The following is a 20,336-nucleotide window of genomic DNA, read 5'->3' as shown; positions in this document are numbered from 1 at the left end:
CCCTCAATCCGCTTTGCGCAGGACCAGCGCCAGCGGAATGGCGGCCAGGGTGATCCACATCATCAGCCAGAAATCATCGAGGTAAGAGATCATCGCCGCCTGCGCGTTGATCATCCCGTCGATGCCGGACAGGGCGGCCGGATTGCCGGTCGCCGCCGCCGGGTTCAACTGCCGCAGCACCGGGTTCCAGGGCGTGATGGTGGCCGAAAGTTCGGCGTGATTGATCTGGATGTTGCGCGTCAGCAGCACCGAGACGATGGAAATCCCGACGGACGATCCGATATTGCGCACCAGGCTGAACAGGCTGGTCGCATCGGCGCGGAACCGCGGCTCCAGCGTGGCAAAGGCGATTGTCGAAAGCGGCACGAAAACCAGCCCGAGGCCCAGCCCCTGCACGATGCCCGACCGGATGATCGGCACCGCATCCATCTGCGGCGAAAAGCCCGACATCTCCCACAGCGACAGCGCGGTCAGCAACAGCCCCGTCACCACGAGCAGGCGCGGGTCGATGATGCGCACCAGCCGCCCCACGACCAGCATCGAGACCATGGTCCCCACCCCGCGCGGCGCCATGACCAGCCCGGTCGTGATGACCGGATAGCTGAGGATCCGCGACAGCATGGGCGGCAGCAGCGCCAGCGATGACAGCAGCAGCACCCCGATCACAAAGATGAACACCAGCCCGGTGGCAAAGTTGCGGTCGGCAAAGATGCGCGGGTCCAGAAAGGGATGTTCGGTGTGGCGGATATGCGTGGCGAACATCCAGAACCCGGCAAAGGTCAGCACCGCATAGATCCAGATCTCGCCAGAGGCGAACCAGTCCACCTCGCCGCCGCGATCCAGCATCAGTTGCATCGCGCCGATGCCCAGCGACAACAGGCCGAAACCCATCAGATCAAAGCTGCGCGGGCGCTGCTGGCTGCGCGGCAGAAAGGCGGCCGAGCCGAGAAAGGCGATGATGCCGACCGGCAGGTTGATAAAGAAAACCCATCGCCAGTTGTAGCTTTCGGTCAGCCAGCCGCCCAGCGTCGGGCCGATGATCGGGCCGACCATGATACCCGCGCCCCACATCGCCATGGCCTGCCCGGCCTTTTCGCGCGGGTTGATATCCAGCAGGAAGGTCTGCGACAGCGGCACGATCGCGGCGCCGAACAGGCCCTGCAACAGCCGGAACACCACCATCGAGGTCAGGTTCCAGGCCATGCCGCAGGCCATGGAGGTGGCGACAAAGCCGATGATCGACACCAGAAACAGCTCGCGCTTGCCAAAGCGGTCGGCCAGCCAGCCGGTCATCGGCGTCACGATGGCCGAGGCGACGATATAGCTGGTCAGAACCCAGGTGATCGTATCCTGCGAGGCGCCCAGATCGCCGGTCATCGAGGGCAGGGCGACATTGGCGATCGTCGTGTCCAGCACCTGCATGATGGTGGCCAGCATGATCGACAGGGTGATCAGCCCGCGATGTTTCACCTCGGGCTGCGCGGCGGCAAGGGCGGTCATGATCGGTCCGATCCGTTACTCGGCGGCGCGGGCTGCGCCAAACAGGCCGGGGGCGCCGGTCTCGACCGTCACGCTGGCGGAAAGGCCGGTGGCCAGGCCCGCCAGTTGGTCGGGGTGATCCAGCCGGATGCGCACCGGCACGCGCTGCGTGACCTTGACCCAGTTGCCGGTGGCATTCTGCGCCGGCAGCAGCGAAAATTCGGCCCCCGTGCCCGCGCCGATGGCCTCGACCGTGCCGGCAAAGCTGCGGCCGGGCTGGGCGTCGAATTCGATCTCGGCCTTCTGGTCGGGCGCCATGGCGTAAAGCTGGGTTTCCTTGAAATTCGCCTCGACCCAGACCTCGTCGGATTCGACCAGCGCAAAGACCGATTGCCCCGCCGTGACCATCGCCCCTTCGCGGAACGACGCGGCCTGATAGATCAGCCCGTCGGCCGGGGCGGTCACCGTGGTCTGCGACAGGTTGTAGCGCGCGCGGTCCAGATCGACCAGCGCCGCCCGCACGACCGGATGACCATCGGTTTCGGCCTCCGGGTCGCCGCCAAGCGCGGTCAACGCGGCAGAGACGGCCAGCCGCGCGACCGTCGCCTGATCTTCGGCCTGACGGGCGGTGTGGCGCATGTCGTCCAGCTCGGACGGGGTGGCGACCCCCTTGCGCAACAGGGCCTCGGTGCGGTCCAGCTCGTGCTGCTGATACTCGGCATTCTCGGCCGAGACGGCGGCCTGCGCGGCGGCCTGACGATAGCCCGCCTTCAGCTGATCGACCTGCATCCGGGCGGCGCGCAGCGCCACTTCGGCCTGTGCGACGGCCAGATTGTAAGGCTCCGGGTCCACCTGAAACAGCAGATCGCCCTTGCTGACATGCTGAAGCTCGCTCACCCCGACCCGGGTCACCCGGCCACCGATCCCGGGGGCCACCGCGATATGGGCAAGGTGGAGATTGGCGTTCTCGGTCGTTTCGGTGCCGGCGCCGGCCAGCCAGAAATAGCCCGCGCCAAGGGCCACGACCGCGGGGAGGCCGATCATGGTGACCAGCCGCCGCAGCGGGCTGGTGCGGCGCGGCGCGGCCGGGGTCGCGGAGCGGCTGTCGGTGGCGGGCGGGGCTTCGGGAATGTCGCTCATGGCTTTGGCTCTGTCTCGGGTCCGGCACCTTCGGCCGGGCTGTTCAAGGTGTCGATCACGCGTAACAGCGCGTGATGAAAGATGCGCCGCTCGTCATCGGTCAGATGCAGCAGGGCCTCGTCATAGATCCGCTCGATGATCACCTTGACCTCGGGCGCGGCGGCGGCGGCCTTTTCCGTCGGCTCCACCATGCGGGCGCGGCGATCCTCGGGGTGGACGATGCGGCGCACCCAGCCGCCGCTTTCCATCCGGTCGATCAGGCGCGACACGCTCATCGGTTCCACGTCCAGCCGCTCGGCCAGGGTGGCCTGGGTCTGCGGTCCCTCGTTGAGGATGATGGCGAGCAGGCGCCATTGCGTCGCCGAAAGCCCCCATTCGGTCGAGCGCGCCTCGAACCGGCGGCGCATCGCGCGCGAGGCGTCATTGAGCAACATGGCAAGGCGTTCGATTCGGTAACTCATAAGCGACATATATAGTAATCATGGGTTACTAATAAAGTGGAATCTGATGGCGGTCGTCTGGCGATGGCGCAATGGGCGGTTACAACCGCATCAAACTTCCTGCCATCGGCTGACCCGCTGTGATCGGTCTGACGACCCGTCCGGGGGGGGGCAAAGGCGCATGCCGAGCCTCAGGCCATGTCAGTTCTGCTTGCTGTTCAGCGAGATAGGCCTTCGGCCTCACCCCGGTTAGAATGCGCCACGGCATGCGGCACATATCGGATAATCAGTCTTATGTAATGTATTTATGCCAGCGTGGCGAAGCGCAGGAGCAAACGCGGCAGTGGTGCGCGGCGGCGTTTTCGGGCAGTTTCGCGACCGAACATCCCGGGAAAGGAAAGCGCATGGGTCTCTTTGAACGCTGGCTGACGCTCTGGGTCGCGATCTGCATCCTGGCGGGGCTGGCGCTTGGCGCGGCGGTGCCGGGGTTGTTCCGCGTGCTGGCCGGGATGGAATATGCGTCGGTCAACCTTGTCGTCGCGGTGCTGATCTGGGCCATGGTCTATCCGATGATGATCGCGGTCGATCTGGCATCGTTGAAAGAGGTCGGTCGCCGGCCCCGTGGCCTGGTGGTGACGCTGGTCATCAACTGGCTGGTCAAGCCCTTTACCATGGCCGGGCTGGCGGTGCTGTTCCTCGGGCATCTCTTTGCCGGGCTGATCGACCCGGAACAGGCGCAGGCCTATATCGCCGGGCTGATCCTGCTGGGTGCGGCACCCTGCACGGCGATGGTCTTCGTCTGGTCGCAGCTGACGCGCGGCGATCCCAATTATACGCTGGTGCAGGTCTCGGTGAACGACCTGATCATGGTCGTGGCCTTTGCGCCCATCGTGGCGTTGCTGCTGGGTGTCACCGAATTGTCCGTGCCCTGGGCGACGCTGATTCTGTCGGTGATCCTGTATATCGTGATTCCGCTGATCGCCGGGGCGCTGACGCGGCGGGCATTGATCGCGCGGGGCATCCCGGTCGAGACCTTTACCGCGCGGATCAAGCCGGTTTCCGTGCTCGGTCTCTTGCTGACGGTGGTGTTGCTGTTCGGCTTTCAGGGGCCGGTGATCCTGGCCCAGCCGCTGCTGATCGGGCTGATCGCGGTGCCTATCGTGATCCAGTCCTATGGCATCTTCGCGCTTGGCTATGGCTGGGCCTGGCTCTGGCGGTTGCCGCATCGGGTGGCGGCGCCCTGCGCGCTGATCGGCACCTCCAATTTCTTTGAACTGGCGGTGGCGGTGGCAATCGGGCTGTTCGGCATCCATTCCGGGGCGGCGCTGGCGACGGTGGTGGGCGTGCTGGTCGAGGTGCCGGTCATGCTGTCGCTGGTGGCCTTTGCCAATCGGACGCGCGACAGATTCCCGGCCTGACCGGCTCAGCCCCTGCCGGCCGCGCGGCGCAGGGTGCCCTCCAGCGGCACGGCGGCGGCGAGCGTGTTCGAGATCGTGCCGTATTTCAGGATGTTGCGGTGCAAAAGATCAAGGCGCTGGTCGGTTTCGGCGCTGTCCACCACGATTTCGTAACGGATCAGGGTCAACCGGGGTGGCGCGTCCTGGCGCAGGGCCTCAAGCCGCAATTCGGCGCCGTCGAGCTGGAAATGCAGCATCGGCATCACCCGCTCGATACCCTTGAGCATGCAGGCCGCCAGCGCCGAAAGCAGCAGCTCCACCGGGTTCATGGCGTCGGGGCGGCCGGCCAGGTCGGTGTCCAGCGTGACCTCTGCCGCGCCGGCGACGGCCAGGCTGCCATGGGCATCAATGCGACGGGCGTGAACGCGGTATTCCATGCGTGCCTCCTGCTGCGGCTATTCTGCCCGATCCTACACCCTGCGGCGCGACTGTCACCACGGCACGTCGCGCGTGGTCCTGCGGCATCCGGCCTCAGACCACCAGCGACAGACCGCCCTGGCGGCTGACCTCGGCCACGATGCCGGCAACCAGGCAGTCCAGCGCGGGATTGCGCGCGCGGCGGGCCCGGCGCACGACATAGACAAGACCGGGCGGTGGCGGCAGGCGCGTGTCGATCACCTCCATATCGGGGCGGATGTGGCGGTCGCTCAGCAGCGCGACGCCCAGCCCGGCCAGCACGCCCGCCACGATGCCGGCGGCGCTGGCGCATTCGAACACGGTTTCCAGCAAGGCGCCGTCATCCTGCCCGACATCCATCGCCCAATGACGATAGAAACAGGCGTCGTCAAAGGACAGAAAGGGGATCGGCCCGCGCTCGGGCAGTGCCAGCCCCGCCAGCTTGACCCAATGCAGGCCCTCGCGCAGCAGCGCGACATCGGTCGGCCGCACCTCATGGGCAAAGACCTGAAGGATGGCGGCATCCAGCTCGCCCCGCTCCAGCAGCGCGCGCAACTCGATGCTCATCCTGACGCGGGTGCGGACGGCGACCTGCGGATGCAGACGGTGAAACCGGCCCAGAATGCGCGACAGGTCGGAACAGGTCGTGTCTTCGGTCAGGCCGAGCTGGATGCGGCCGGACAGATCGGTCTTGGTCAGGCTCAGCAGCGCCTCGTCATGCAGATCAAGGATGCGCGCGGCATAGTCCAGCAGATCGTCGCCCGCCGCGGTGAACAGCGGCCCGCCCGGCCGTAGTGCCAGCAGATCGCAATCGAGGCTGGTTTCCAGCCGCTTGACCTTGTGGCTGACGGCCGATTGCGTCAGACCCAGCATCTCGGCGGCGCGGGTCACACCGCCCTGTTGGCGGATTGCCCGCAAGGCGCGCAGGGCGTCGATATCAAGGCGGCGGCTGGAAAGATCTGTCATGGTCTGACCCCCTGTTGCCCTACAGGATGCCCCCGGCAGCCTTACGGGGCAATATCCCATTACACATGGCGCCATGAATTCATCGTTCCATCGAAATTTGTCATATGCGCGCGGTTGCGACACCCGCTATGACGAAGGCGCATCAGATCGAGGCCCCGATGACCAGCCTGCCCGCCACCACCCTTGCCCCGCCGCGCCACCCGCTGCTTTGGCCGCTGATGGCGGTGCTGCTGATCCTGGGTTGGAGTTCGGGCTTCATCGGCATCCGCTTTGCCAATGCGGAGGCAAGCGTGGTTCTGCTGCTGTTCTGGCGCACGCTGCTGTCGGGGCTGATCCTCTTGCCCTTCGCGCTGGCCTTCGGGCCAAGGCCGGGCCGGCGCGCGGTGCTGTTCCAGATGGGGTTCGGCGTGATGTCGGTGTTTCTCTATCTGGGCGGTTTCGCGCTGGCGATCGAACAGCGCGTGCCGACCGGGCTGGTCGCGCTGATCTCTGACCTTTTGCCGCTGGCCATTGCCGCCCTGGCGCAACCCGTGCTGGGCGAGCGGCTGTCGCCCCGGCAATGGCTGGGCACCGCCATCGCGGTGAGCGGCGTTCTGGTCGTGTCCTTCGACAGCCTGACCTGGGGCGCGGCGCCGCTTTGGGCCTATGGGATCACGGCCGGGTCCATGCTGGTCTTCGCCCTGGCCTCGGTGCTGCACAAGGGGCGCAAGGTGCTGCATCTGCCGGTGCATCAGGCCCTGTGCATCCAGAGCCTGACCGGCGCGGCGCTGTTCGGGCTTTGCGCGCTGATGGCGGGTGACGGGTTGGCGCCACCGCTGACGCGCAACTTTGCCCTTGGCATGGTCTGGCTGGTGCTGATCGCGACCTTCGGCGCCTATTCGGTCTATTATACCAGCCTGCGGATGTTTCCCGCCGCCAAGGTCAGCGCGGCGATCTATCTCAGCCCGCCGGTCACGATGGTCTGGGCCTGGGCCCTGTTCGCCGAGCCGCTGACCCCGATGATGTTCGCGGGGCTGGCGGCGACGCTGGTCGGGGTCTGGCTGACCGCGCGCTGAGCCCCCTGCCCCGGCAGGGTTCACCGCGCCGCCGTTGCCACCGGATAGGCGGTGCTGAAACGCAGCCGCTCCATCGCGAAATGCGAGGTCATGCTGCGGATCGGCACGGTTTCGGTCAGCTGCCGATACAGCCGGTCAAAGGCCGCCATATCGGCCACCGCGACATGCAGCAGATAGTCGAAGCTGCCCGCCATGCGGTAGATCTCCATGATCTCGGGCAGGGCTGCGGTGGCGCGGTCAAAGGTTTCGCGCCATTCGGCGGAATGGTCGGTGGCCTCGATCCCGACAAAGACGGTCAGCCCGAAGCCCAGCTTGCGCGGATCGGCCAGCGCCACCCGCCCGGTCAGCACGCCCGCAGATTCGAGCTTCTGGATCCGCTTCCAGCAGGGGGTTTGCGACAGGCCCACCCTGTCTGCGATGCGCGCCACCGGCAGCGTCGCGTCGCGCATCAGCTCTGCCACGATCTTGCGGTCGATCAGGTCGAGTTCGGCCGTCATCCTGCCCCCTTTCACGCCCGGTCCGCCGGGCCACCGCACCAGAATGCACCATTTCCCATTAATGTCTATATTTTTTATCGTGTATATTGTCTGGCTGGTGGAGGCGAATTTTATCACTATTATACAATGCTCTATGTGACTTCTCCGGCAAGCGGGAGAAGGATTTTCCATATATACGACAAAATTTGACGTGAATATTCCCTTGCAATACTCGACCTGAAATGTCGTTATTTATGGACAAGGCCGCACCCCGCCGCCTGCCACAAGGGAGATCGCAAGATGACCGCATATGCCGCTTTGCCCGCACAGGCCGGAACGATGCATCCGGCGCAGGGCGATCATCGGACCTGGTCGGTGCAGCTGGTGCATCGCCAGACCGGCGCGCTGCATCGCATCAAGGGCCAGCCCCTGACCCTGTTCACCCGTCACCCCGCCGAGGCCGCGATCGAATTGCTGGCCCGGCGCGACCCCGATCTCTGGGCCGCGCGGATCGCGCCGGTCCTGCCCTTGGGCCGGCGCTGATCGCCCGCCCCCTGACCTCAATTCCCCTGATCTTGAAGGAAACGACATGCTGACCACGATCCGACTTTCCACCCCCGCCGCCGCCGTGCAGACCGCCCAGGGCGTCAAGGTCGCAGAGCTGACCGATGGCCGCGTCATCATCGAAACCGGGCGCGAAAGGCTGACCGGCTGGCCGCTGCCCCGGCTGTGGCGCGGCGCGCTTGGCGGGCTGGCGCTGGCGCTGCTGGCGCTTGGCGCGCCGCAAGCGGCGCAGGCGCAAAGCCTGCTGAATGTCAGCTATGACCCCACGCGCGAGCTGTATCGCGATGTCAACGCCGCCTTCAGCGACTGGTGGGTGGCCCAGGGCCACCCCGCCCCGACCCTGGAAACCAGCCATGGCGGATCGGGGTCGCAGGCCCGCGCGGTGATCGACGGGCTCAAGGCGCAGGTCGTCACGCTGGCGCTGGCCTCGGACATCGACAAGATCGCGGCGGCGGGCAAGCTGCCGGCGGATTGGCAATCGGCGCGGCCGCACAATTCATCGCCCTATACCAGCACGATCGTCTTTCTGGTGCGCAAGGGCAATCCCAAGGGCCTGAAGGATTGGGGCGATCTGGTCGCTGACGGCGTGCAGGTCATCACCCCCAACCCCAAGACCAGCGGCGGCGCGCGCTGGAACTATCTGGCCGCCTGGGCCTGGGCCGAACGGAACGGGCAGGATCCGAAGGCATTTGTCGGCAAGCTGTTCCACAATGTGCCCGTGCTGGATTCCGGCGCGCGCGGCGCCACCACCACCTTCACGCAGCGCGGCATCGGTGACGTGCTGCTCGCCTGGGAAAACGAGGCCTATCTCGCGCAAGAGGAACTTGGCGCCGATCAGTTCGACATCGTCGTGCCCTCGGTCAGCATCCTGACCGAACCGCCGGTCGCGCTGGTCGAGGCCAATATCCCCGATGACCAAAGCCGGGCCCTGGCCGAAGCCTATCTCGACTATCTCTATTCGCCCGAGGGGCAGGCGCTGGCCTTCCGGCATTTCTATCGCGCATGGGATACGTCCAGGGCCGACCCGGCCGATGTGGCGCGCTTTCCCAAGCTTGATCTGGTGGATATCGCCCATTTCGGCGGTTGGTCCAAAGTGCAGCCCGAACATTTCGGCGATGGCGGCATCTTCGACCAGATCTATGTGCCGCAGTAAGGTGCGATGATGGGCCGCCCCCTGATCCGCCGATCCGCCATGCCCGGCCTTGGCCTGTCGATGGGCATCACGCTGACTCTGCTGTCGCTGGTCGTCCTGCTGCCCATCGGCGCCCTTCTGGCCAAGGGCGCCAGCTATGGCGCGGCCGGTATCTGGGAAACGGTGAACCGCCCGCGGGTCTGGGCGGCGCTGTTCCTATCGTTCCGGCTGGCGCTGGCGGCGGCGCTGTTCAACCTGGTCTTCGGCCTCGTGCTGGCCTGGGTTCTGGCGCGCTACCGCTTTGTCGGGCGGCGCCTGCTGGATGCGGCGGTGGACCTGCCCTTTGCGCTGCCGACGGCGGTGGCGGGCATCGCCCTGACCGCGCTTTACGCACCGAACGGCGCCTTTGGCCAAGTGGCGGCGCGGCTGGGCTGGCAGATCGCCTATACGCAATGGGGCATCTTCATCGCCCTTGTCTTCGTGGGCCTGCCCTTTGTCGCGCGCAGCGTGCAACCGGTGATCGAGGAGATCGACCGCGAGATCGAGGAGGCCTCGGCCAGCCTTGGCGCCACGCGGCTGCACACGCTGCGCCGAGTGATCCTGCCGATCCTGACCCCCGCCGCGCTGACCGGCTTTGCGCTGTCGCTGGCGCGGGGGGTGGGCGAATACGGGTCGGTCATCTTCATCGCCGGCAACATCCCCCGCCTGACCGAAATCGCGCCCCTGCTGATCGTCATCCAGCTGGAGGAGTTCAACTATGACGCCGCCGCCGCGATCGGCATCGCCATGCTGGTGATCAGCCTGGCCATGCTGCTGTCGATCAACCTCATCCAGATCTGGAGCCGCCGGAGCCTGCAAGATGTCTGACATTCCCGCCTTTCATCACCGTTCCCCCACGACCGAGGCGCCGGCCCTGCAATGGGCGCTGACCGGCATTGCCGTGTTGGGCCTTGCGCTGCTGGTGCTGGCGCCGCTGGTCGCGGTCTTTGCCGAGGCCCTGGCCGATGGCGCGGGCGCCGCGCTGCGCAGCCTGGCCAACCCGGACGCCCGCGCGGCGATCCGGCTGACCCTGACCATCGCCGCCATCTCGGTGCCGTTGAACGCCGTTTTCGGCATCGCGGCGGCCTGGTTCATCACCCGGTTCGATTTTCGCGGCAAGGCGCTGCTCATCACGCTGATCGACCTGCCCTTTTCGGTCAGTCCGGTGGTGGCGGGGCTGTGTATCGTGCTGATGTTCGGCAGCAACAGCCTTGTCGGCGGCTGGCTGGTGGCACAGGGCGCGCCGGTGGTCTTTGCGCTGCCCGGTATCGTGCTGGCCACGCTGTTCGTGACCTTTCCCTTTGTCGCGCGGGAACTGATCCCCGTGATGATCGAACAGGGCCGCAGCGAGGAAGAGGCGGCGCTGACGCTCGGGGCCTCGGGCTGGCGGGTGTTTCGCACGGTGACGCTGCCGAATATCCGCTGGGCGCTGATGTATGGCGTGCTGCTGTGCAATGCCCGCGCCATGGGCGAATTCGGCGCGGTCGCCGTGGTCTCGGGCAAGATCCGGGGTCAGACCGCCACCATGCCGATCACGATCGAGATGCTCTATCAGGAATATCTCTCGGTCGCGGCCTTCAGCCTGGCGGTCGTGCTGGCGCTGCTGGCCCTTGTCACCCTGCTGCTGAAAGCCGGGCTGGAGCGGCGCCATGCCGACCAGCTTGCTGCAACCCACCGTCCCTGAGAGGCCGCCCATGCATATCGAAATCGACGAAATTTCCCGGCTGTTTGGCGCCACGGCGGCGCTGCATCCGGTCTCGCTCTCGGTTCCCTCGGGGGCGCTGGTGGCGCTGCTGGGGCCTTCGGGCTCGGGCAAGACCACGCTGCTGCGCATTCTGGGCGGGCTGGAATTTCCCAGTTCGGGCCGGGTGCTGTTCGACGGGCAGGACGCCACCGGGCTGAGCGTGCAGGAACGCCGCGCGGGCTTTGTGTTCCAGAGCTATGCGTTGTTCCGACATATGACGGTGTCGGAAAATATCGCCTACGGGCTGAAGGCCCGCCCCCGCGCGACCCGCCCGAACCCGGCGGAGATCAGCCGCCGGGTGGCGCGGCTGCTCGATCTGATCCAGTTGCCCGATATCGGCGCGCGTTATCCCGCCCAGCTGTCCGGCGGCCAGCGACAGCGCGTGGCCCTGGCGCGCGCGCTGGCGATCGAGCCGCGGATGCTGCTGCTGGACGAACCCTTTGGCGCGCTGGATGCCAAGGTGCGCAAGGAATTGCGGCAGGGCCTGCGCGACATCCATGACAATACCGGGCTGACCACGGTCTTTGTCACCCATGATCAGGAAGAGGCGATGGAACTGGCCGATCTGGTGGTGGTGATGTCGATGGGCCGGATCGAACAGATCGGCCGGCCGCAAGACATCCGCGCCCGCCCGGCCACGCCCTTTGTGCGCAGCTTCATCACCGCCTGAAGCTGCGCGTCACCCGGCCACGTTCGGCCAGCACCGCCATGCGATGCGCCGAGGCCTGAAGGTTGCGCAGGTTGCCGGGCCTGCGCATCGACCTTGACCCCGGCCTTCTTTGCCCGGGCTGCGATCCATGTCCGGCTCATCGCTGCCGCTCGACCTCCTTGGGTTCTGCGTGGCCTCGTGTTGGGCTCGCGCCTAAAGGCACTCGGCCCAGGTCGCGTGGGGCGTCCTGGGCTGATCAGCCAAGGCCGATCACCATAGTTGAATTGCAGTACGTCACAGCTTTTGCCCGTGAATGCCTCTCCCTTGGACTGAGCTTTGGGACGGTCGAAAAACGACGCCAAACTGCAACGGAAAGATGGCAGGAAATGCAAGTTGTTAACAAAATGGGTAGTTTGAGCCTGTGACTGTCAATCGGCGCACAAAATTGACCCCGCTTGTGGTGTTGAGATCTGGGCCTGAGCCGGCGGAACTGATCATAGAGTCTAGGCGGGTCAGGCCCAGATCGGGGTCAGGCACGGTTTTTGAAGCGCCAGGACTCGTTGCCGGTCTCAACGATCTCGCAGTGATGGGTCAGGCGGTCGAGGAGCGCGGTGGTCATCTTTGCGTCGCCGAAGAGTGAGCCATGGAGCCGCCACTGGTCCGAGGCCCATGGCGAACGGCCATTCGCCGAAGGCGAGGTTGGTGGTGACGATGATCGAGGTGCGCTCGTAGAGGCGGCTGATCAGGTGGAACAGGAGCTGGCCGCCGGATTGCGCGAAGGGCAGATAGCCGAGCTCGTCGAGGATGACGAAGTCGAGTCGGCTGGGTGACGGTCGAGGTCTGGCAGACCGTGACCCAGCGGCACCCGCTGTCGCGCAAGCTGGTGATCCAGTCGATCATCCTTCTCGGCACGCTGATGGTCACGGCCGCGCTGATCCTGTGGTTCGGGATCCAGTTGGGCCTGAAGCCGCTTCTTGATCTGCGCGAGGCGATCGGCCAGCGCAGCGCCGATGATCTGCGCCCGATCCGCCGCTGGGTTCCTCCGGAACTGCGCCCGCTGGTGGAAACGACGAATTCGCTGTTCGAGCGTCTGGCCCGCGCCTTCGCCCTGCGCGACGGGTTCATCTCGGATGCCGCGCATCAGATGCGCAACCCTGTCGCGGCGATGCAAAGCCAGGCCGAGGCCGCCATGAGCGCCCCGGACGAGACGGAACTGCGCGCCCGCGTTGCCGGCCTTGCGCAAAGCGCGCAGGCAACCAGCCGGCTGACCTCGCAGCTATTGTCGCTGGAACGGGTGCGGGGCCGCAGCCTCAAGGAATTCAACCAGCCGACCGATCTGCTTGCGGTGGTCCGCGAGCGGGTCCGCGCCTTTGCCGAAGCCCAGTTGCCGCACGACATTGAGGTGGGGTTTTCGGTGACGGGAACGCCCAGGCCGGTCGATTGCGACTCTGTGCTGATCGAGGAAATGGTGGTCAACCTGCTCGACAATGCCGCGAAATATGGTTTGCGGGCAGGCGGCTGCCTTGATGTATCGGTGACCTTCGAGCCGGAATCGGTGACGTTGCGCTTTGCCGATGATGGTCCGGGTGTGCCACCCGACCAGCGCGAGCGCATCTTCAACCGCTTCGTCAGGCTCGACCCCGATCAATCGGGCGGATGCGGCCTTGGCCTGTCGATTGCCAGCGACGCCGCACGCGCCCATGACGGCGAGGCCCGCTGTATCGGCGACGGGCCGGGCGCGGTGTTCGAGGTCATCCTGCGGCGCTGAGTTGCGGAATCCAAGAAGCCTCGGGCTCTGACAGATCTCGGCTCCCCGGCGACCTGTCCCCGCCGTTTCGCCGCCGCGGTGCGATCCGGGCGGTTACAGGATGCCCGCCGCGCGGATGTCGTCATGGGCAAAGTCGATCAGCGCGCGCACCTTGCGCGGCAGGGCGCGCCCTTCCAGGTAAACCGCGCTCAGTGTCGTGGCGGTGCCCTCATAGCCTGTCATCACCGGGATCAGGGCGCCATTTTGCAGCGCCTCGGCGATGGCAAAGCGCGGCACATAGGCCAGGCCCAGCCCGGCGGCGGCCAGTGCCCCCGCCGCGCGCCCCGAATTGACCTGAAACCGCCCCTCGACATGCACGACATGTTCGGCCCCGCCTTGCAGAAAGACCCAGCGGCGCGGCATTTGGCGATTGCTGTCCAGGATGCAGGCGTGCCGCGCCAGCGCCTCGGGGCTGTCGGGGGTGCCATTGGTGGCGACATGGGCAGGGCTGGCCACCAGCACCGACCGCACCACCCCCAGCTTGCGCACCCGGAGCGACTGCATCCCCGTGGCGCCAATGCGAAAGGCCAGATCGACGCCGGTCGCCGCCAGATCGGTATAGCCGTCATCCAGCCGCAGATCGAAGGTCAGCCCCGGATGCAGTGCCGCGAAGCGCCCCAGCATCGGCCCGACATAGATCTCGCCAAAGGTCACCGGCGCCGCGATGCGGATCGTGCCGGTCAACCCGCGCGAGCCTTCGGCGATGCCGGCCAGCAGGGTCTCCAGCTCCTCCAGCAGGGCGGGGGCGCGGGCCAGCAAATCCTCGCCCGCCGGTGTCAGGCCAACCTTGCGCGTGGTGCGCTGAAACAGCCGCACACCCAGCCGGGCCTCCAGCTCGGCCACATATTTCGAGCTTAGCCGGTTCGACACGCCGATCTGATCGGCGCCGGCGGTAAAGGAACCGGCCTGCGCCACGGCGACAAAGGCGCGGAGTTGGTCAAGCGTGTCCATCGGATCATTCGGAACATATAGGTGATAGTCAATCCATAACATCGCCATTTTGTTCATGATTGCCAAGCCGTAAATATCGGTCATCGAAACACGGCGCCCGAAGGGGGCGGCAGAAAGGAAAAGCAGATGAATATCGCGGTCATCGGGAATGGAAATATCGGCTCCGGGCTTGCCGGGGCGCTGGCGAAGGCCGGGCATGCGGCGGTGGCCCATGGCCGCGACGCCGATCTGAAGGCGGCCGTGGCCGGGGCGGATGTGGTGATCCTCGCCACGCCCTATGGCGCGGCGGCGGATGTGGCCAAGGTGGCCGATTTCGCCGGCAAGCTGGTCATCGACCTGTCGAACCCGATCAATGCCGATTTCTCGGGCCTTGTCGTCGGGCATGACAGCTCTGCCGCCGAGGAAATCGCCCGGCTTTTGCCCGGCGCCTCGGTCGTGAAGGCGTTCAACACCATCTTCGCGCAGCATTACGGCACGGGCCTTGCCGTCAACGGCCAGCCGCTCCAGACCTTCGTCGCCTCGGACGATGCGGCGGCGCGGGACCGGGTGAGCCAACTTGCCCGCGATATCGGTCTGGTGCCGGTCGATGCCGGCCCGCTGAAGAACGCGCGGTATCTGGAGCCGCTGGGCTTTCTGAACATCCAGTTCGGCTATGTGCTGGGCCTTGGCACCGCCATCGCGCCGCAATGGCAAATCGCCTGAAAGGACAGGAAAATGGATCGCAATGTCAATATCGCCGCCGCGCTGCTTCGGGTTTCCAGCGGGGTTCTGTTTCTGGCGCATGGGCTGCTGAAGGTGAATGTGTTTACCGTCGCCGGCACCGTGGGCTATTTCGAAAGCCTCGGCCTGCCGGGCGGGCTGGCCTATCTGACCATCCTGGCCGAGCTGGTGGGCGGGGCGGCGCTGATCCTCGGCGTGGCGACCCGGCTGGTGGCGGTGGCGCTGATCCCGGTGCTGCTGGGCGCGGTCTGGGTGCATTCCGGCAATGGCTGGCTTTTTTCCGGCGCAGGCGGCGGCTGGGAATTCCCTCTGTTCTGGGCGATGGTTCAGGGGGTGATCGCCCTGCTGGGCCGGGGCGCCCTGGCGCTGCGCCTGCCCGTCCTTGACCGGCTGCTGGGCCAGTTTGCCTGACCATCGGCGGGCGCCCGCGCGGCGCCCTCCCCTTCCCTTCCGGCGACAGGAGATGCGACGATGAACACGACCCGGACCCTTGCCTCGTTGCGCGACGGGCTGGCCCCCAGTGACCGGATGCCGCTGGTCTTTCTGGGCCATGGCAGCCCGATGAACGCCATCGAGGATACGAAATACAGCCGCGCCTGGACCGAACTGGGCCGCGACCTGCCGCGCCCCCGCGCGATCCTTGTCGTTTCGGCGCATTGGATGACGCGGGGCACGACGCTGGTCGATGTCTCGGCCATGCCGAAGACCATCCATGATTTCTACGGCTTTCCCGAGGCGCTGTTCCAGCAACGCTATCCCGCCCCCGGCGACCCGGCACTGGCGCGCGAGGTGGTCAGCCTGCTGGCCAGCCATCACGCAGAGGAGGACGACACCTGGGGCCTGGATCACGGCGCCTGGACGGTGCTGAAATTCCTCTATCCCGATGCCGATGTGCCGGTATTCCAGATCTCCATCGACATGTCCAAGGGGCTGGACTACCAGCTGGAAATCGGGCGCGAGCTGGCGCAGCTGCGCGATCGCGGCGTGCTGATCCTGGGGTCGGGCAATGTGGTGCATAATCTGCGCGCGGTGCAATGGGGGCCGAACAGCCGGCCGCTGGATTTCGCGCAGGAATTCGACAGCCTGTTCGCCGACCGCCTGACCGACCGCGATTTCGCGACGCTTGCCAATCGGGCCAAGCTGGGGTCGCTGCTGCAAATGGCGCATCCCTCGGTCGATCACTATCTGCCCGCGCTGACCATTGCGGGCGCCTCGGATGGCGGGGACAATCTGACCTACATGACCGATGCGATCGACCTCGGCTCGATCTCGATGCGGTCCTTCGTGTTTCACGCCCGGTAAGGAGTGCGCGCATGCTTGTGGACGGAAAATGGGTGGAAAACTGGCAGCCGGTGCAGAAGGCCGATGAACAGGGCCGGTTCGTGCGGCAGGTGTCCAGCTTTCGCAACTGGATCACCCCCGATGGCCGCCCCGGCCCGACCGGGACGGGCGGCTTCGCGGCAGAACCCGGGCGCTACCGGCTTTATGTCGCGCTGATCTGCCCCTGGGCCTCGCGCACGCTGATCGCGCGCAAGCTCAAGGGGCTGGAGGCGATGATCCCGGTGACGGTGGTCAACCCGGTGCTGACCGATCAGGGCTGGCGCTTTGGCGGTTACCCCGGCGCGGATGCGGATCCGCTGTTCGGGGCCGAATTCATGCACCAGATCTATACCCGCGCCGACCCGCATTTCACCGGCCGGGCCACGGTGCCGGTGCTGTGGGACATGCAGCAGGGCGTCATGGTCAGCAACGAAAGCGCCGACATCCTGCGCATGTTCGACACCGCCTTTGACCATCTGCTGCCCTCGGATCTGCGGCTTTACCCCGCCGATCTGGCCGGGGAGATCGAGGCGCTGAACCCGGTGATCTATGACCGGCTGAACAATGGCGTCTACAAGGCGGGCTTCGCCAGCACGCAGGCCGCCTATGACGAGGCCGTGGCGGGCGTGTTCGAAACGCTCGACCTGCTGGAGGCGCGGCTGAGCGGCGACTATCTGTTCGGCGACCGCCTGACCGAGACCGATATCCGCACCTTCGTCACCCTGATCCGCTTTGACGCGGCCTATCACGGGCTGTTCAAGACCAACCTGCGCCAGATCGCGGATTACCCGCGCCTCTCGGCCTATATGGCGCGGATCCTGAACCTGCCGGGGGTGCGCGAGACGGTGAACATGGATCACATCACGCGCGGTTACTATTCGATCAAGGCGCTCAACCCGCTGGGCATCCGCCCGGTCGGCCCGCGCCACATCCAGACCCTGCTCGATGCCGGTCTGACGCCTGCGTGACCAGACCGCCCTGCACGGAATGGCGGTGAATGGATTGCAAGATGATGCCATATCAGGCATATATATGGGGTATCCATGCCATATGAGGCGATCATGTCCAACCTCAAGGCGCTGCGTTCCCTCAGCGATCTTGGCCAGAACCTGCGTCTGGCCCGGCTGGCGCGGCGCTTTTCCATTGCCGAACTCGCCACGCGGGCGGATGTGTCGGAGCGCACGCTGATCCGGCTGGAAAAGGGCGATGCCGGGGTCGGGATCGGCAATCTTGCCGCCGTGCTGGCGGCCCTTGGCAGCCCGGAACGTCTGGCCGATCTGATGGCGCCGGAAACCGACCCCGTCGGCCTGTCGCGCGCGCTTGACGCCCTGCCCAAGCGCGGGCGGCGGTTCAAGCCGGCCAGTGCCGCGCCGGGCGATGCCCCCCCTGCCCCGGGGTCATCCCGCAAGGGGGTCAGCTTCTGATGGCCGCGACGAAACAAGAGGCCGAGGTCCATCTGGGCGAGGGGCTGGTGCATGTCGGAAAGCTGCGCTTTGGCCGGGATCGCGGGCGCCAGCATTCCGAATTCAGCTATGGCCCCGACTGGATCGCCGATGGCAGGGCCTTTGCGCTGGCGCCGGATCTGCCTTTGGGCCTTGCGCCGTTCTTTGCCTCGTCAGGGCGCAGCGGCGATCCGCGCGACAGCCTGACCGGGCCGTTTCAGGACGCAGCACCCGATGCCTGGGGCCGTATGCTGATGGAGCGGCTGCACGGCGCCGGGCTGAGCGAATTCGACATGCTGACCCTGACCGATGACGCGACCCGCCAGGGCGCCTTGCGGTTTTGCGACGGGCAGGGTCAGGTGATTACCGGCAGCGCCGACCCGATCCCGCGGCTGATCGACCTTGAAACTCTGCGCGGCATTGCGGCCAGGATCGAACGGCGCGGCGAGGTTTCCAACGCGGCCCTGCGGCAGATGGCGGGTGCCGGCGGTTCGATTGGCGGGGCGCGGCCCAAGGCCAATGTGCTGGACGATGGCCAGCTCTGGATCGCGAAATTTTCCTCTGCCACCGATGCAAGCCCGGTGGAGCGGATCGAGGTCGCGACGCTGCATCTGGCGCGGGCCGTGGGGCTGAATGCGCCCGAGGCCCGGCTCGTGCTGGAAACCACCGACAGCCCTATCGCGCTGATCCGCCGCTTTGACCGCGACGGGCCGGCGCGCATCCCCTATATCTCGGCCCGCACCGCATTGGAGCGCCGCGGCACCGAACAGGGCGCCTATACCGAAATCGCCCAGTTCATCCGCCAGCACAGCGACGACCCCTGCGCCGATCTGGTTGAATTGTGGATGCGGATCGTCTTTACCGTGCTGGTCACCAATACCGACGACCATCTGAAGAACCACGGTTTCATCTATGCCGGCGCCGGACAATGGAGCCTTTCGCCCCTGTTCGACGTGAACCCGCAGCCCGAGCGGCACCGCCAGCTCAAGACCGCCATTCTGGAGGGCGCGCCCTTTGCGGCGTCCATCGACATGGCGATCGAGGCGGCCGTGTTCTTTGGCCTGAGGCAAGGCGACGCGCTGCACCGCGCGGGTGTCATGGCGCGCCGGATCCGCGATCTCTGGCCGGGGCTGATGCGGCGCCACGGGCTGCGCGAGGGCGATCTGGACCAGCTGGAACCGGCCTTTGCCCATCAGGAGATGGAGAAGGCGCTGGCGATGTAATTTCACTATCATACCATATATGGCGTATAAGCGCAGATTATAGGTCATATCTGACAGATTCATCCATCGCCCCACTCAGCTTCCGCCCGCGCCTGAAACTGTGCCGGGGATTTCGCGCCCCCGGACGCGCCGCCTGTCATGCTATATGCCCCCTTGAGCGATTCGCCGCCGTGACGCAGTATCACGCGGACCGCCGCCCCTTCGGGGAGGGAGGGCGCGGCAGATCTCCGGCGGTCGCAAGGCCGCCCGGAACGCCGGCAAATCGCTGCATGTCGCCTTTTAGGGGAGTAAAAGGCATGATGTGATTTGAAGAGTGGAACAGCTGCATCCTGTCCAATTGCGGGCATTATTACAGCAAGCCACTGAAGAATTCGCGCAAGAATGTCGGAACTTTCCGGCTGCGTCGTCGCCATGGCGTCGATATCGCCGAGATGGAATGCGAGATCGACCAGATCGAGCGCCTGCGCGCCGGCATCCGGCGTGACGATCACGAATACATGTTCCTGCTGATGCAGAAGACCGGCGAGATGCAGATCGCCCATAATGGCCGCGAGGCGCTGCTCACGCCCGGCGACAGCCTGCTGATGGATTCGACCCTGCCCGCCGAACTGACCTTCAATGGCAACAGCGCCTCGTTCCTGTCGGTGCATCTGCCGCGCAGCCTGTGTCTTGAGGGCGTGGCGCGCGATCCGGCCACCGGGCGGCGCGTGGCGCGCGCCCATCCGCTGCGCCCCAGCCTGGAGGCGCTGATCGACGCCGGCGGCCCCGATGAGGCCCATGCCGATTACCTGTTCGATTTCATCGCGATGATGTTCCGCGCCGAGGATCGCGCCGGCGATGCCGCGGGCTTTCGCGACCGGCATGGCCGGTTCCGCCATATCTGCGACACGATCGACCGCCACGTTTCGGAAAGCGATTTCACGATCGAGCGGCTGGCCGGGCTGGTGCATATGTCGCGCCGCCAGTTGCAGCGCGATTTCCGCGACAATGGCACCACCTTTACCCGCGTGCTGTGCGAACGGCGCATGAAACTGGTGCTGGGACATCTGCACCGGGCGGCGGGGCTGAACCTGCGGCCCGCCATCTCGGATCTGGCCTATCGCGCCGGGTTCAGCGACCTGTCGCATTTCAACCGCAGCTTCCGCCAGATCTATGACATGTCGCCCGGCGGATATTACGACCAATGCCTGCAAGCGCGGCGTGAGCATTGATCTGACAGGCATTTTTTGGCGCAAGTCGCAAGGCTTCTGGCGCGGGCGTCCAAGACCGGGCTGCGACATCATGGTCTCTTGATGGTCCAAGACCGAGGGGAGGCGGTCGAGGACAATCAGCGCCG

At 66.0% G+C, this 20,336-nt stretch carries 22 protein-coding genes and 1 pseudogene; 15 read left to right on the top strand and 8 right to left on the bottom strand.

Annotated features, from left to right (window positions below):
• Positions 1-3 precede the first annotated feature (3 nt).
• The 3 genes from FOA17_RS00255 to FOA17_RS00245 are packed head-to-tail and all read right to left on the bottom strand — an operon-like array spanning position 4 to position 3,080.
• On the bottom strand, positions 4-1,500 hold the full coding sequence (locus FOA17_RS00255; protein WP_149139514.1) for a DHA2 family efflux MFS transporter permease subunit: 1,497 nt from the start codon (positions 1,498-1,500) through the stop codon (positions 4-6).
• 15 nt (positions 1,501-1,515) lie between these two features.
• The gene (locus FOA17_RS00250; RefSeq protein ID WP_149139513.1) at positions 1,516-2,619 is read right to left on the bottom strand and encodes an HlyD family secretion protein; all 1,104 of its coding nucleotides are present in this window, start codon (positions 2,617-2,619) and stop codon (positions 1,516-1,518) included.
• Positions 2,616-3,080, bottom strand: a complete 465-nt coding sequence (locus FOA17_RS00245) for a MarR family winged helix-turn-helix transcriptional regulator (RefSeq protein ID WP_149139512.1) — start codon at positions 3,078-3,080, stop codon at positions 2,616-2,618. The genes FOA17_RS00250 and FOA17_RS00245 overlap by 4 nt, the downstream gene beginning before the upstream one ends.
• 383 nt (positions 3,081-3,463) lie before the next feature.
• Between FOA17_RS00245 and arsB the strand changes: the two genes are divergently transcribed.
• Positions 3,464-4,477 (top strand): ACR3 family arsenite efflux transporter, encoded by a 1,014-nt coding sequence (gene arsB / locus FOA17_RS00240; RefSeq protein WP_149139511.1) that lies wholly within the window; start codon positions 3,464-3,466, stop codon positions 4,475-4,477.
• 5 nt (positions 4,478-4,482) lie between these two features.
• Here arsB and FOA17_RS00235 read toward each other — a convergent pair whose 3' ends face one another.
• Both FOA17_RS00235 and FOA17_RS00230 read right to left on the bottom strand, forming a co-directional pair.
• A complete protein-coding gene (locus tag FOA17_RS00235; RefSeq protein WP_149139510.1) occupies positions 4,483-4,893 on the bottom strand; it encodes an OsmC family protein in 411 nt (136 codons plus the stop codon).
• Positions 4,894-4,987: 94 nt separating this feature from the next.
• Positions 4,988-5,878: a LysR family transcriptional regulator gene (locus tag FOA17_RS00230; protein WP_149139509.1), complete on the bottom strand. Its 891-nt coding sequence runs from the start codon at positions 5,876-5,878 to the stop codon at positions 4,988-4,990.
• 128 nt (positions 5,879-6,006) lie between these two features.
• Here FOA17_RS00230 and FOA17_RS00225 point away from each other — a divergent pair, with 128 nt between their 5' ends.
• Complete coding sequence (locus FOA17_RS00225) at positions 6,007-6,933, top strand: DMT family transporter (protein ID WP_238991671.1); 927 nt, start codon at positions 6,007-6,009, stop codon at positions 6,931-6,933.
• A gap of 20 nt (positions 6,934-6,953) precedes the next feature.
• Here the strand turns inward: FOA17_RS00225 and FOA17_RS00220 are convergent, their stop codons facing one another.
• The gene (locus FOA17_RS00220; protein ID WP_149139508.1) at positions 6,954-7,430 is read right to left on the bottom strand and encodes an Lrp/AsnC family transcriptional regulator; all 477 of its coding nucleotides are present in this window, start codon (positions 7,428-7,430) and stop codon (positions 6,954-6,956) included.
• A 279-nt stretch (positions 7,431-7,709) separates the two neighbouring features.
• On the opposite strand from FOA17_RS00220, the gene FOA17_RS00215 reads away from it, so the two are divergent.
• Genes FOA17_RS00215 through FOA17_RS00195 form a run of 5 tightly spaced genes read left to right on the top strand, consistent with a single transcriptional unit; the run spans position 7,710 to position 11,558 of the window.
• The gene (locus tag FOA17_RS00215; protein ID WP_149139507.1) at positions 7,710-7,952 is read left to right on the top strand and encodes a hypothetical protein; all 243 of its coding nucleotides are present in this window, start codon (positions 7,710-7,712) and stop codon (positions 7,950-7,952) included.
• A gap of 46 nt (positions 7,953-7,998) precedes the next feature.
• Complete coding sequence (locus tag FOA17_RS00210; protein WP_162528128.1) at positions 7,999-9,126, top strand: sulfate ABC transporter substrate-binding protein; 1,128 nt, start codon at positions 7,999-8,001, stop codon at positions 9,124-9,126.
• A 9-nt stretch (positions 9,127-9,135) separates the two neighbouring features.
• On the top strand, positions 9,136-9,972 hold the full coding sequence (gene cysT, locus FOA17_RS00205; RefSeq protein WP_149139506.1) for a sulfate ABC transporter permease subunit CysT: 837 nt from the start codon (positions 9,136-9,138) through the stop codon (positions 9,970-9,972).
• Positions 9,965-10,828 carry a sulfate ABC transporter permease subunit CysW gene (gene cysW, locus FOA17_RS00200; RefSeq protein ID WP_149139505.1) on the top strand — a complete coding sequence of 288 codons (864 nt, stop codon included), beginning with the start codon at positions 9,965-9,967 and terminating at the stop codon, positions 10,826-10,828. The genes cysT and cysW overlap by 8 nt, the downstream gene beginning before the upstream one ends.
• 10 nt (positions 10,829-10,838) lie before the next feature.
• A complete protein-coding gene (locus FOA17_RS00195) occupies positions 10,839-11,558 on the top strand; it encodes a sulfate/molybdate ABC transporter ATP-binding protein (RefSeq protein ID WP_149139504.1) in 720 nt (239 codons plus the stop codon).
• A 508-nt stretch (positions 11,559-12,066) separates the two neighbouring features.
• Here FOA17_RS00195 and FOA17_RS00190 read toward each other — a convergent pair.
• A pseudogene (locus FOA17_RS00190) lies at positions 12,067-12,406 on the bottom strand (ATP-binding protein); the annotation flags it as partial.
• A gap of 47 nt (positions 12,407-12,453) precedes the next feature.
• On the opposite strand from FOA17_RS00190, the gene FOA17_RS00185 reads away from it, so the two are divergent.
• Entirely contained in the window at positions 12,454-13,305 is an 852-nt protein-coding gene (locus FOA17_RS00185; protein ID WP_420841667.1) for a sensor histidine kinase, read from the top strand.
• Between the two features lie 93 nt (positions 13,306-13,398).
• On the opposite strand, the gene FOA17_RS00180 is transcribed toward FOA17_RS00185, so the two are convergent.
• Entirely contained in the window at positions 13,399-14,295 is an 897-nt protein-coding gene (locus FOA17_RS00180; protein ID WP_149139502.1) for a LysR family transcriptional regulator, read from the bottom strand.
• A gap of 126 nt (positions 14,296-14,421) precedes the next feature.
• On the opposite strand from FOA17_RS00180, the gene FOA17_RS00175 reads away from it, so the two are divergent.
• From FOA17_RS00175 to FOA17_RS00145, 7 genes are all read left to right on the top strand, one after another.
• The gene (locus FOA17_RS00175) at positions 14,422-14,997 is read left to right on the top strand and encodes an NADPH-dependent F420 reductase (RefSeq protein WP_149139501.1); all 576 of its coding nucleotides are present in this window, start codon (positions 14,422-14,424) and stop codon (positions 14,995-14,997) included.
• Between the two features lie 12 nt (positions 14,998-15,009).
• Complete coding sequence (locus tag FOA17_RS00170; protein ID WP_149139500.1) at positions 15,010-15,426, top strand: DoxX family protein; 417 nt, start codon at positions 15,010-15,012, stop codon at positions 15,424-15,426.
• A gap of 60 nt (positions 15,427-15,486) precedes the next feature.
• Positions 15,487-16,317 carry a 4,5-DOPA-extradiol-dioxygenase gene (ygiD, locus tag FOA17_RS00165; protein WP_149139499.1) on the top strand — a complete coding sequence of 277 codons (831 nt, stop codon included), beginning with the start codon at positions 15,487-15,489 and terminating at the stop codon, positions 16,315-16,317.
• An 11-nt stretch (positions 16,318-16,328) separates the two neighbouring features.
• Positions 16,329-17,303 (top strand): glutathione S-transferase family protein, encoded by a 975-nt coding sequence (locus FOA17_RS00160; protein WP_149139498.1) that lies wholly within the window; start codon positions 16,329-16,331, stop codon positions 17,301-17,303.
• A gap of 75 nt (positions 17,304-17,378) precedes the next feature.
• Positions 17,379-17,759, top strand: coding sequence for a helix-turn-helix domain-containing protein (locus tag FOA17_RS00155; RefSeq protein ID WP_149139497.1), 381 nt, complete (start codon positions 17,379-17,381; stop codon positions 17,757-17,759).
• Positions 17,759-19,000, top strand: coding sequence for a type II toxin-antitoxin system HipA family toxin (locus tag FOA17_RS00150; protein WP_149139496.1), 1,242 nt, complete (start codon positions 17,759-17,761; stop codon positions 18,998-19,000). Before FOA17_RS00155 ends, FOA17_RS00150 begins: the two co-directional genes overlap by 1 nt.
• A 326-nt stretch (positions 19,001-19,326) precedes the next feature.
• Positions 19,327-20,211: a helix-turn-helix domain-containing protein gene (locus FOA17_RS00145; protein WP_420841666.1), complete on the top strand. Its 885-nt coding sequence runs from the start codon at positions 19,327-19,329 to the stop codon at positions 20,209-20,211.
• Positions 20,212-20,336: the final 125 nt, after the last annotated feature.

The sequence above is a fragment of the Gemmobacter caeruleus genome, from assembly GCF_008271655.1.
GTDB lineage: Bacteria > Pseudomonadota > Alphaproteobacteria > Rhodobacterales > Rhodobacteraceae > Gemmobacter > Gemmobacter caeruleus.
Note: the sequence above shows the minus strand (reverse complement) of the source record. Positions and strands in the feature narration are given on the sequence as shown.

Bases quoted from the DNA above. Each gene is read 5' to 3' on its own strand.
- FOA17_RS00255 (WP_149139514.1), bottom strand. From the start codon at position 1,500: ATGACCGCCCTTGCCGCCGCGCAGCCCGAGGTGAAACATCGCGGGCTG.
- FOA17_RS00250 (WP_149139513.1), bottom strand. From the start codon at position 2,619: ATGAGCGACATTCCCGAAGCCCCGCCCGCCACCGACAGCCGCTCCGCG.
- FOA17_RS00245 (WP_149139512.1), bottom strand. From the start codon at position 3,080: ATGAGTTACCGAATCGAACGCCTTGCCATGTTGCTCAATGACGCCTCG.
- arsB (WP_149139511.1), top strand. From the start codon at position 3,464: ATGGGTCTCTTTGAACGCTGGCTGACGCTCTGGGTCGCGATCTGCATC.
- FOA17_RS00235 (WP_149139510.1), bottom strand. From the start codon at position 4,893: ATGGAATACCGCGTTCACGCCCGTCGCATTGATGCCCATGGCAGCCTG.
- FOA17_RS00230 (WP_149139509.1), bottom strand. From the start codon at position 5,878: ATGACAGATCTTTCCAGCCGCCGCCTTGATATCGACGCCCTGCGCGCC.
- FOA17_RS00225 (WP_238991671.1), top strand. From the start codon at position 6,007: ATGACGAAGGCGCATCAGATCGAGGCCCCGATGACCAGCCTGCCCGCC.
- FOA17_RS00220 (WP_149139508.1), bottom strand. From the start codon at position 7,430: ATGACGGCCGAACTCGACCTGATCGACCGCAAGATCGTGGCAGAGCTG.
- FOA17_RS00215 (WP_149139507.1), top strand. From the start codon at position 7,710: ATGACCGCATATGCCGCTTTGCCCGCACAGGCCGGAACGATGCATCCG.
- FOA17_RS00210 (WP_162528128.1), top strand. From the start codon at position 7,999: ATGCTGACCACGATCCGACTTTCCACCCCCGCCGCCGCCGTGCAGACC.
- cysT (WP_149139506.1), top strand. From the start codon at position 9,136: ATGGGCCGCCCCCTGATCCGCCGATCCGCCATGCCCGGCCTTGGCCTG.
- cysW (WP_149139505.1), top strand. From the start codon at position 9,965: ATGTCTGACATTCCCGCCTTTCATCACCGTTCCCCCACGACCGAGGCG.
- FOA17_RS00195 (WP_149139504.1), top strand. From the start codon at position 10,839: ATGCATATCGAAATCGACGAAATTTCCCGGCTGTTTGGCGCCACGGCG.
- FOA17_RS00185 (WP_420841667.1), top strand. From the start codon at position 12,454: ATGGTCACGGCCGCGCTGATCCTGTGGTTCGGGATCCAGTTGGGCCTG.
- FOA17_RS00180 (WP_149139502.1), bottom strand. From the start codon at position 14,295: ATGGACACGCTTGACCAACTCCGCGCCTTTGTCGCCGTGGCGCAGGCC.
- FOA17_RS00175 (WP_149139501.1), top strand. From the start codon at position 14,422: ATGAATATCGCGGTCATCGGGAATGGAAATATCGGCTCCGGGCTTGCC.
- FOA17_RS00170 (WP_149139500.1), top strand. From the start codon at position 15,010: ATGGATCGCAATGTCAATATCGCCGCCGCGCTGCTTCGGGTTTCCAGC.
- ygiD (WP_149139499.1), top strand. From the start codon at position 15,487: ATGAACACGACCCGGACCCTTGCCTCGTTGCGCGACGGGCTGGCCCCC.
- FOA17_RS00160 (WP_149139498.1), top strand. From the start codon at position 16,329: ATGCTTGTGGACGGAAAATGGGTGGAAAACTGGCAGCCGGTGCAGAAG.
- FOA17_RS00155 (WP_149139497.1), top strand. From the start codon at position 17,379: ATGCCATATGAGGCGATCATGTCCAACCTCAAGGCGCTGCGTTCCCTC.
- FOA17_RS00150 (WP_149139496.1), top strand. From the start codon at position 17,759: ATGGCCGCGACGAAACAAGAGGCCGAGGTCCATCTGGGCGAGGGGCTG.